9 protein-coding genes are annotated in these 9,263 nt (G+C 66.7%); all 9 read left to right on the top strand.

What is annotated here, in order from left to right; translation table 11 throughout:
• Positions 1-371, top strand: a 371-nt coding sequence (locus tag AB3X89_RS08065) for a hypothetical protein (RefSeq protein ID WP_368582686.1), incomplete at its 5' end; no start/stop codon positions are given.
• Positions 368-2,476 (top strand): ATP-binding protein, encoded by a 2,109-nt coding sequence (locus AB3X89_RS08060; protein WP_368582685.1) that lies wholly within the window; start codon positions 368-370, stop codon positions 2,474-2,476. The genes AB3X89_RS08065 and AB3X89_RS08060, both read left to right, overlap by 4 nt.
• Positions 2,473-2,733, top strand: coding sequence for a hypothetical protein (locus AB3X89_RS08055; RefSeq protein WP_368582684.1), 261 nt, complete (start codon positions 2,473-2,475; stop codon positions 2,731-2,733). The genes AB3X89_RS08060 and AB3X89_RS08055 overlap by 4 nt, the downstream gene beginning before the upstream one ends.
• Positions 2,726-5,974, top strand: a complete 3,249-nt coding sequence (locus tag AB3X89_RS08050; RefSeq protein WP_368582683.1) for a DUF4157 domain-containing protein — start codon at positions 2,726-2,728, stop codon at positions 5,972-5,974. Before AB3X89_RS08055 ends, AB3X89_RS08050 begins: the two co-directional genes overlap by 8 nt.
• 12 nt (positions 5,975-5,986) lie before the next feature.
• A complete protein-coding gene (locus AB3X89_RS08045) occupies positions 5,987-6,679 on the top strand; it encodes a hypothetical protein (RefSeq protein WP_368582682.1) in 693 nt (230 codons plus the stop codon).
• Positions 6,680-6,687: 8 nt separating this feature from the next.
• The gene (locus AB3X89_RS08040; RefSeq protein WP_368582681.1) at positions 6,688-6,966 is read left to right on the top strand and encodes a LysM domain-containing protein; all 279 of its coding nucleotides are present in this window, start codon (positions 6,688-6,690) and stop codon (positions 6,964-6,966) included.
• A gap of 15 nt (positions 6,967-6,981) precedes the next feature.
• The gene (locus tag AB3X89_RS08035) at positions 6,982-8,115 is read left to right on the top strand and encodes a phage late control D family protein (RefSeq protein WP_368582680.1); all 1,134 of its coding nucleotides are present in this window, start codon (positions 6,982-6,984) and stop codon (positions 8,113-8,115) included.
• A gap of 51 nt (positions 8,116-8,166) precedes the next feature.
• The gene (locus AB3X89_RS08030; protein ID WP_368582679.1) at positions 8,167-8,850 is read left to right on the top strand and encodes a phage baseplate assembly protein V; all 684 of its coding nucleotides are present in this window, start codon (positions 8,167-8,169) and stop codon (positions 8,848-8,850) included.
• A 13-nt stretch (positions 8,851-8,863) separates the two neighbouring features.
• Positions 8,864-9,256, top strand: coding sequence for a GPW/gp25 family protein (locus tag AB3X89_RS08025; RefSeq protein ID WP_368582678.1), 393 nt, complete (start codon positions 8,864-8,866; stop codon positions 9,254-9,256).
• Positions 9,257-9,263: the final 7 nt, after the last annotated feature.

The following is a 9,263-nucleotide window of genomic DNA, read 5'->3' as shown; positions in this document are numbered from 1 at the left end:
TGACTGCGATGCGCGGCGTGCCGGCGCCCGCGCTGACGGCCGGCACGCCGCGCATCGCAGTCACGATCGGTGCGCAACCGCCCGTCGTCGTGCGGATGGGGCCGGCCGCCTCGCTGACGGCGCTCGCCGATGTGCTGCAAAGCGCGCTTCAGGCCGCGAGCCCCCTCGTCGAATATAAGCAGGCGCAAGTCGGCGTGAGCGGCACGCAGCTGTTGGTGATTCCGGGCTCGCCTGGCCTCGTCAGGTTCGATGCGGTGTCGGGCGACGTCACCACGGTCGTCGAGCTGCAACTCCACGCGCGCTTCGCGGTGCGCGTGCGCGTGAACGACGCCGAAAGCTTCGACGATGCCTCCGTGGAGCTGCCGCAATGAAGCCCGAACCTTCCTTCGACGACTGGCGGCTCGACAATGCGCAGTGGCTGCGCCTCGCGTTGCGCCTCTTGCGCGCGCGGCTGCATCGACATGCGCGCCGTTGCGCGTGCGATGCGGGGCGCGCGGCCGACTGGCTGCTCGCCGCCGACGATGCCGAGTTCGACGCGCGCGCCGCCATCGAACCGGACTGCGCACTGGCTGCGCTCGAAGCGGAGCTCGCCGCATATACCGCGCACATGCGCGAGCACGGCGCACGAGCGCCCGCGCTACCCATGCTCGCGGATCTGGCGAGCCTGGACACGCTGGAAAGCGACCTGTTGCTGATGGCCGCCGCTCCGGCCCTGGACGGTGCATTCGAGCTGGCCTACGCGGGCGTGCACGGCGATGCGCACCTGACGTGCGCGACGCTGCATCTAGCGCTCGCACTGCATGTCGATGAACCCGATGCGCGCCTCATCGCCGCCGACTGCCTGATGCCCAATCGGCCATTGCGCGCTCTGCGCCTTCTGGAAGTCGACGACCGCGAGGGGCCGCTGCTCACGCGGCGCCTCACGGTCGATGAGCGTGTGAGCGACTTTCTGCGCGGTGTGAATCACCTCGACGCGCGCCTTTGCCCACTGCTCGCGCCGCTGCCCGCGACGCCCGAGAGCGTGGCGGCGCGCGCGGCAGGCGAGCAGGCCGCGCGCGCAGTGCTCGCCGACGCCGACCGTTGGGCGACGCTCAATCTGATCGGCCAGCTCGAACGCGGCGCCGCCGATGCCGCAGCGGCCGCGTGTGCGGCGCTGGGACTGCGGCCGTTGCTGCTGGACCTCGAGCGCTACGCGAGCCTGAGCGCCGCCGAGCGCGCGACGATGACCACGCTGATGAGCCGCGAGGCGGTGCTCGTGCAGCTCGCCGTCGTGGTCGACGGCGCGCGCGCCGCCGGTCACGGCGAGTGGAGCGCGGCCATCGACGAGCTGATCGCCTCGCTGGCCGGGACACTCTTCGTCGTCAGCGGGGAACGCTGGCAGGGCAGTCGCGAGCTCCTCACGCAGCGCATTCCCGCTCCGACGCGCGACGAGCAGCGCAGCCTGTGGCGCTCGGCGCTCAACGGCCACGGCGAGGCGATGCAGGACACGGTCGAGCGCATCGTGCAGCAGTTCGATTTCGGCGGCGCCGCCATCGAGCAGATCGCGGCGCGCACCGCGGCGGCTCACGGCGACCCGTCCGGCGACGCCCTCACCGGCGACGCGCTCTGGCAGGCCTGCCGCGAGCACTGCGGCGCGGCGCTCGACGAATACGCGCGCCGCCTCCAGCCCTGCTACGGCTGGGACGACATCGTCGTGAGCGACGCGGTGCGCGCGCAGCTGCGCGAACTCGCCTCGCAGGTGGAAGCGCGCGCGCGCGTCTACGAGCACTGGGGCTTCGGTGCGCAACTCGCGCGCGGGCGCGGCATCACCGCGCTGTTCGCGGGTCAGAGCGGCACCGGCAAGACCATGGCGGCGGAAATCCTGGCCGCCCATCTGCGGCTGGATCTGTACCGGATCGATCTGGCGGGCATCGTCAGCAAGTACATCGGCGAGACGGAGAAGAACCTGCGTCGAGTGTTCGACGCCGCCGAGCGCACCGGCGCGATTCTCTTCTTCGACGAAGCCGACGCGCTCTTCGGCTCCCGCACCGACGTGCGCGACAGCCACGACCGCTACGCGAATCTCGAAATCAATTACCTGCTGCAGCGCATGGAGGATTACGCGGGACTCGCAATTCTCGCGACCAACCGGCGCAGCGCGCTCGATCCGGCGTTTTTGCGGCGGCTGCGCTTCGTCATCGATTTTCCGTTTCCGAACGCCGATGAACGCCGCCACATCTGGCAGCGCGTGTTTCCGCCGCAGGCGCCCGTCGACGGCCTCGAACTCGCGTTCTTGTCGCGGCTCGATCTGAGCGGCGGCAATATCCGCTCTATCGCACTGAACGCGGCGTTCCTGGCGGCATCCGCCGGGCATCCGATCGACATGCCGAGCATCATGCGCGCAGCCGCGCGGGAGTACGCGAAGCTCTCGAAGCCGGCCGGCGGCGCGGAGTTCGGCGTCTGGCTCGACGCGGCGCAGGGCGGAGCCAGGCGATGAAGCCTGCGCATCTCACACTCACCATCGACCGCGTGATCGTCGCGGCGAACGCGGCGACACCGGATGTGGGCGTGCTCGACGCGCTGATCCAGGCCGAAGTGCGCGCCGCGCTCAGCGACGCCTCGCTCCCGGCGTGCCGCACCGTGAAGGCGCAGGTCAGCGTGACTGCGGCCGCGCTCGATTCGATGGCGTCGATCGCGCGGGCAATCGGGATGGGCGTCGCGCAGGCCGTGAGCAGGGGACGCGCCCATGGGTGAGATGACCCGAGCCGCCGTGCGGCGCAGCAACCTCGCGACGCAGGCGCGGCGAACGCCCGAGCCTGCGGCGCGCGGCGCACGCGACCACGATGGCCACGAAAGCCACGACGCCCGCGCGAGCCTGCACCTGGTCGGCGGACACGCCCTGCAGCCGAGCCTGATGCTTGGTGCTGCCAACGATCCGTTCGAGCAGGAAGCAGAGCAGACCGCCGAAACGGTGACGTCGACGGGCGCGCCGCCTGCCATCGCGGCAGGCGGCATCGCCGCGCGGCTGATGCGCTTCGTGCGCCGCGCGCTCGGCAAGAACGAGCCGCCTACCCACAAGGACGATGACGATCGCCCCAAGCACGTGCAGAAGGAAGCGGCGGAAGCTGCGTCCGGGCCGGTGCCGGCTGGCGTGGAAGCGCGTATCGACGCGATGACCGCAGCGGGCGGCGCGCCGCTGCCCGACGGGCTGCGCGCGGTGTTCGAGCCGCGCTTCGGCTTCGATTTCACCGACGTTCGCGTGCACACGAGCCACGAAGCCGCGGATGCTTCGCGCAAGCTCGGCGCGCGCGCATTCACGGTGGGCGATCACGAGTTCTTCGGCGCGGGCGAATTTCAGCCGTCGAGCCGCGGGGGGCAGAAGCTCCTTGCGCATGAACTCACGCACACGATCCAGCAGAAACCCGCCGCGGCCCGCGCCGCGCGCACCTCGCCGGTACGGGCGACGGGCAACTCGGGCGCGGCGACCGGGAGCGTTTCGGTGCGAGCCGCGCCCAAACGCGTGCAGCGGCTTTTCGAAGGCGTTGCCGCGACCGTGCGCGAGAAGGTGCGCGACTTCATCACGCAGGACTTTCCGCCGTGGGAACTGATCACGCTCATCATCGGCTGGGATCCGTTGCAGGATCACGCGGTGAAAGGATCGACCCGGGACTGGATCCACGCCGCGATGAAGCTCGCGCCCGATGGCGAGGCGCTGTTCGCGCGTCTCGACGGCGAAGGCAAGATCGAGGCGATCGCCAAGTGGTGGGACTCGGAAGTCTCGAAGCTGAACCTCACCTTCGACGGTCTGGTGGCCCTTCTGAAGCAGGCGTGGGACGCGGTCAGCGTGACCGATCTGGCGAGCCCGCGCGCCGCGTGGAACCAGAAGGTCAAGCCGATTCTCCAGCCGACCATCACGCGCGTCTGGGACTTCGTCAAGGCCGTGGGCTCGAAGGTGTACGAGATCGTGAAGAGCCTCGTGCTGGATTCGATCTCGGCCTGGGCGCAGCAGCAGAAGGGCTACACGCTGCTCACCTTCGTGCTCGGTCGCGATCCCGTCACCGGCGAGCCGGTCAAGCGCACGGCCAAGGGCCTGATCTACGCGGTGCTCGATCTCGTGGACGGCGGCGACAAAATCAAGGAGAACCTGGAGAAATCGAAGACCATCGAAAAGGCGTCGGCGTGGTTCAGCGAGGAGGTGAAGAAGCTCGATCTCACCTGGGACGGCATCAAGGCGCTGTTTTCGAAGGCGTGGGACGCGTTCAAGGTAGCGGACCTGTTGCAGCCGAAAGTGCTGTTCGAAAAGATGGCCGAAATTTTCGGTCCGCCGCTAGGCCGCCTGCTCGACTTTCTGATCGCGGTGGGCAAGAAGGTACTGGAGCTGATCTTCGAGGGCGCGATGTTGCTCGCGGGCCCCATTGGCCTGCAGATCGCGGGCATTTTCCGCAAGATCGGCGACACCTTCAATCTGATCGTCGCAGACCCGGTCGCGTTCGTCGGGCATCTCGTCGATGCGGTCAAGAAAGGCATCGAGCAGTTCGGCAAGAACATCTGGGAGCACCTGAAGACGGGGTTGATCGAATGGCTCGTCGGCACGCTCGAAGGCGCGGGGCTCGTGCTGCCGAAGGTCTGGGACCTGCACGGCATTCTCGATCTGGTGCTGCAGATTCTCGGCATCACCTACGCGAAGATTCGCGAAAAGCTCGTGAAGGTGCTCGGCGAGAAAACCGTGTCGATGCTCGAGAAGGCGTTCATCTTTCTCAAGACGCTCGTGACCGAGGGACCGGCGGCGGCGTGGAAGCAGATCGTCGAGGCGATCGGCTCGCTGTGGGACATGGTGATCGGCGGCATCAAGGACTGGGCCGTCACGAAGATCGTCACCGCCGCGATCACCAAGCTCGCGACCATGTTCAATCCGGCGGGCGCGGTGATTCAGGCGATCATCGCGACCTATAACACGGTGGCGTTCTTCATCGAACGCATCAAGCAGATTCTCGCGTTCGTGGAGTCCGTGGTGGACTCCATCTCGAACATCGCACACGGCAAGATCGCGCAGGCGGCCAATTACGTCGAACGCGCGATGGCGCGCACGATTCCCGTGATCCTCGGCTTTCTCGCGCGGCTCATCGGGCTGGGCGATGTCAGCGAGGCGATCAAGAAGGTCATCACCGGGATTCAGCAGAAGGTCGACAAGGGTATCGACGGGGTCATCAAGTGGGTGGTGGAGAAGGCGAAGTCGATCGTCGGGAAAGGGGAGGAAAAAGGCGAGGAAAAGGGCGACGAGAACCACGACGAGAAGTGGAAGGCGGGGGTGGCGGGTGTGACGGCGGAATTTGAACAGATGAAAGGCAGCGGCGTCGGGCCCGAGGAACTCGAAAAGGCGCTGCCGGCCTGGAAGACGAAATTCGGCTTCAAGTCGCTCGACATCGTGGACCTGGAAGACGGCTGGGACATCCACGGTGAAATGAGTCCCAAAGGTTCCGTGGTCAGCACCTCGATCAAGCAGATCAATTTCGAGCACCAGTCCACTTCGTCGGGACAGGCGCGGTCCGTGCACGCAGTGCCGGTTCATCGCACCGATTACTCCGCGCCTGGCGAGGATCCGGTGGGCTGGGAGCGGCTGGACCACAACTACTGGATCCGGGGACACCTGCTGCACGGCCGTTCAGGTGGCCCGGGCGTGAACTGGAACATGACGCCCATTCCCAAAAGCGTGAACTCTGCTATGTGGTCCGATCACGAGAAAGATTTGTTCGCGCTCGTCGGCAGGAAGCCGCGGCCTCAAGTGTGGTTTCAGGCGGATGTCACGTATTGGGGAAGCCCGGGTCCCGAGAAAATTCGCAATCCCGAACACTTCGCCAAGACCATCAAGGTCAACTATGGCCTTGCGAAACAAGGAAAGTCCGCCTTCATCGACGGCAAGGTTGAAAAATCCGAGAGCTACGACGTGCGTCTGCCGTCCAAGTCGAACGGCGACCTTATCGGACCGAAGTTTTGAGATGACCACGCCATGACCACCATCTCCCCCATCCGCCCCAACCTCCTCAAAGGCGCGCTCGCCGTCTACCCGACTCACACGCCGGGTTCGCGCCCGAGCGCCGTGATCGCGTTCCAGTTCAATCCGGAGGCGATGAAGCGCACGCTCGTGCATCGCGCCGCGCCGCCGCCGCAGACTGGCAACACCGGCGCCGCGAAGGAAGACGTGCTGCGCGTGGCCGGGCCGCCCGTCGAGACGATCAGCATGACGGTGGACATGCACGCGAGCGATCAACTCGAAGACCCGTCCACCTATCCCGCCGTCGCGCTCAACGGCCTGCATCCCGCGCTCGCCACGCTCGAACTGTTGATGTATCCGCCAACGCTCAGTGCATCGGTTATCACGCAGCAGGCCGCCGCCGGGCAGGTGCAGGTGAGCCCCGCCGACCTGCCGCTGGTGCTGCTCGTATGGGGCAAGCAGCGCGTCGTGCCGGTCAAGCTCACGTCGTTTTCCGTGTCGGAAGACGCCTTCGACACGCACCTCAATCCGATCGCCGCCAAGGTCGAACTGGCCATGCAGGTGCTGACCTACATGGAGTTCACCGACTCGAGCATCGGCCGCGATGCGTTCATCGCCTATCAGAAGGCGAAGGAGAGTCTCGCGCAGATCAACCGCACGTCCGGCACGCTCGGCGACGCCGCCATGCTCGCACTGCTTCCACGCTAGGAGCCATCATGTTCTTCAAGGGCAGCCGCTACGAGAAAGTCCCCGAGGCCGTGTACGTCGATGCGTCCGGCCGCGCGATCCGCTACAAGACGACGCGTTTCATCACTAATCCGGTCGCGCTCGCCGGGCATCGCGTCGTGCAGGGCGAACGGCTCGATCACATCGCCTGGCAGCATTTCCGCGACGCCGAGCGCTTCTGGCGCATCTGCGACGCCAATCGCGCGCTCTGGCCCGACGACCTGCTCGAAGTGGCCGCCGTGCTGCGCATTCCAGCTTCGGAAGACTGACCGGAGCGCCGCGCCATGGCCACGCAGATCAGCTTCGCGCTCGGCATCGCTGGCAGTCCCGCGCCGACCACCGTGCTCAATGCGATCAAGCGCATCGAGATGGAAGACCACGCGCAGATGGCCGACATGATGCGCCTGCGCCTCTCCGTCGCGGTGAAGGAGGATGGCAGCGGCTGGACGCTGATCGACGACACGCTGTTCACCCGGCTCGCGCATCTTACGCTCAGCGTGACCGTGGGCACGGGGCGCGCCACGCCGCTCATCAGCGCGTATGTGATCGATGTCGACACGAAGTTTGCCAATGAGCCCGGCGGCTCCGAGCTCATCGTGACCGCGATGGACCCGACCGTGCTCATGTATCTCGACGAGCGGGTCAAGTCGTGGCCCAACATGAAGGATTCGGATGTCGCGAACGCGATTTTCCGCGACGCGCATTACGGCTTCACACCGATCGTCGACGACACCGGCTGGTCGCGCCACGAGGACGACGTCACGCTGATGCAGCGCGGCACTGACATCCAGTTCCTGCAACAGCTCGCCGCGCGCAACGGCTATGAATGCTTCGTCGAGCTTACCGACAGCGGCGAGGTCGAGGGGCACTTTCATCCACCGCGCCACGACGGTCAGCCGCAGGGCACGCTCACGATCAACACCGGCTCGGCCACCAACGTCAACCGCTTCCGCGCAAAGTTCGACATGCTCGGCCCTACGACCGCGCGCGCCGCCACGCTCGATCCAGACGACGCCACCACGCAGAGCGGCCGCGCCGATAACGCCACCCAGTCCGACGGCATGGGCGACCAGCCCGCCGTGCCCGCGGATCGTCCTCGCACGGTGCTGCTGTCGCAGCTCGGCATGGCGCAGGCGGGCGAAGTGCAGCGCTATGCGCAGGCGGTGGTGGACCGTTCGAGCTGGTCGATCGTCGCCGATGGCGAGCTCAACACGGTCGCCTACGGCGGCGTGCTGAAGGCCAAGCAGAGCGTGATGGTGCGCGGCGTGGGCAAGCAGTTCAGCGGACGCTATTACGTCGAGCGCGTGCTGCACACCATCGACAGCGACGGCGGCTACACCCAGCGCTTCACGCTGAGGCGCAACGCGACGGGACTCACGGGGCAGGAAAACTTCAGGAGCGACGACGCGCTGGCGTGACGCGTAACGAGCAACGCGTCGCGCGCCTGAGCGCATCACGGAGACAACATCATGAGCACGAAGCATGACCACAACCGCCACTACGGCAAGTATCGCGGCACCGTGACCGATAATCAGGACACGAAAAAGCAGGGGCGCATCAAGGCGCTCGTACCGGAAATCCTGGGCGATGTGGAAACCGGCTGGGCGCTGCCCTGCGCGACATACGCGGGCAACAAGAGCGGCGCGTACACCGTGCCACCGAAGGACGCCGGCGTGTGGATCGAATTCGAAGCGGGCGACGTGTCGCGGCCGGTGTGGGTCGGCTGCTGGTGGAAGAGCGGCGAGCTGCCCACGCGCCGGGGCGGCGGCGACGTGACGCCCGAGAACCGCGTGCTGCGCAGCGAGGAAGGCCTGATGCTCGCGCTGCACGACGACGACCGCACCATCAGCGTGTCCGACGCCGACGGCGACAACATGGTCCATCTGGAAATCTCGCAGGGCAAGGTGACCATCAAGGGCGCGTCGCGCATCGTCGTGGAGGCGCCGGACATCGAACTGGTCGCAGATGCAACGCATCCGGGCGTGTTCGGCGACCGGCTCTCGGCGTCGTTCAACAAGCTGGTCGCCATGTTCAATTCGCACTGCCATCCGGTGCCGCCCGCGCCGGTCAACCCCGTCACGAGCGCGCCGCCCGTTGCACCCGCCGATCCGCTGCCGCCCGATGCGCTATCGAGCCGCGTGAAGATCGGCTGAGCCGGGAGCCGCCATGACGATTTCATCGAATGTCTCGCGCAACAACTACTTCGATCACCCATATCGCCTCGACGGGCGTGGCCGCACCGCCGAAACGGACGAAGACGATCACATCCGCGACCTGATTCATCAGGTGCTCTTCACGAGCCCGGGCGAACGCGTGAACCGCCCGGACTTCGGCTGCGGCGTCGCGCAACTGGTGTTCATGCCGAACTCCGAGGCGCTCGCCGCCGCAACGCAGTTTCTCGTGCAGGGCGCGCTCACGCGCTGGCTGGACGCTGTCATCGCCGTGCAGAAAGTCGATGTGCTCGCCAGCGACAGCACGCTCGCCGTGACGGTCTCGTTCACCAAGCGCAGCACCGGCGAGCAGCTCGACATGAACTTCAGCTCGCCCTGGTCGGTGTGAGGCAAAG

Source organism: Paraburkholderia sp. BR14320, from assembly GCF_040948665.1.
GTDB lineage: Bacteria > Pseudomonadota > Gammaproteobacteria > Burkholderiales > Burkholderiaceae > Paraburkholderia > Paraburkholderia youngii.
This window is presented reverse-complemented; position numbering and strand designations above follow the sequence as displayed.

Bases quoted from the DNA above. Each gene is read 5' to 3' on its own strand.
- AB3X89_RS08060 (WP_368582685.1), top strand. From the start codon at position 368: ATGAAGCCCGAACCTTCCTTCGACGACTGGCGGCTCGACAATGCGCAG.
- AB3X89_RS08055 (WP_368582684.1), top strand. From the start codon at position 2,473: ATGAAGCCTGCGCATCTCACACTCACCATCGACCGCGTGATCGTCGCG.
- AB3X89_RS08050 (WP_368582683.1), top strand. From the start codon at position 2,726: ATGGGTGAGATGACCCGAGCCGCCGTGCGGCGCAGCAACCTCGCGACG.
- AB3X89_RS08045 (WP_368582682.1), top strand. From the start codon at position 5,987: ATGACCACCATCTCCCCCATCCGCCCCAACCTCCTCAAAGGCGCGCTC.
- AB3X89_RS08040 (WP_368582681.1), top strand. From the start codon at position 6,688: ATGTTCTTCAAGGGCAGCCGCTACGAGAAAGTCCCCGAGGCCGTGTAC.
- AB3X89_RS08035 (WP_368582680.1), top strand. From the start codon at position 6,982: ATGGCCACGCAGATCAGCTTCGCGCTCGGCATCGCTGGCAGTCCCGCG.
- AB3X89_RS08030 (WP_368582679.1), top strand. From the start codon at position 8,167: ATGAGCACGAAGCATGACCACAACCGCCACTACGGCAAGTATCGCGGC.
- AB3X89_RS08025 (WP_368582678.1), top strand. From the start codon at position 8,864: ATGACGATTTCATCGAATGTCTCGCGCAACAACTACTTCGATCACCCA.